Origin of the sequence: Pseudomonas sp. SWRI81, assembly GCF_014268545.1 — a bacterium.
GTDB classification, from domain to species: Bacteria; Pseudomonadota; Gammaproteobacteria; order Pseudomonadales; family Pseudomonadaceae; genus Aquipseudomonas; species Aquipseudomonas hamedanensis.
Genome location: NZ_JABWQS010000120.1, coordinates 1 through 245 on the forward strand (window position 1 = coordinate 1; position 245 = coordinate 245).

Genomic DNA, 245 nt, shown 5'->3' on the forward strand with positions numbered 1-245 from the left:
ACCTTGCGCAAGCTGGGGGTGAAGGCGCTGGATGTGATGCTGATCAGCCATGGCCATGCTGACCATGCCGGTGGGGCGGCGGCTGTGCGGCGTGGGGTGCCGGTGAAGCGGGTGCTGGCCGGCGAGGTTGCCGGGCTGGAAGCGGCGTCGCTGTGCCGCAGCGGCGAGCGCTGGCAGTGGGATGGCGTAGATGTCGAGCTTTGGCACTGGCCGCAGGGGGCTTCCAGCAACGAGCGCTCCTGTGT

General features: G+C 69.4%; 1 protein-coding gene. It reads left to right on the top strand.

Annotated elements, in window-relative coordinates:
• Positions 1–245: MBL fold metallo-hydrolase (locus HU765_RS26695; protein WP_186624099.1), on the top strand; the 245-nt coding region annotated here is incomplete at both ends.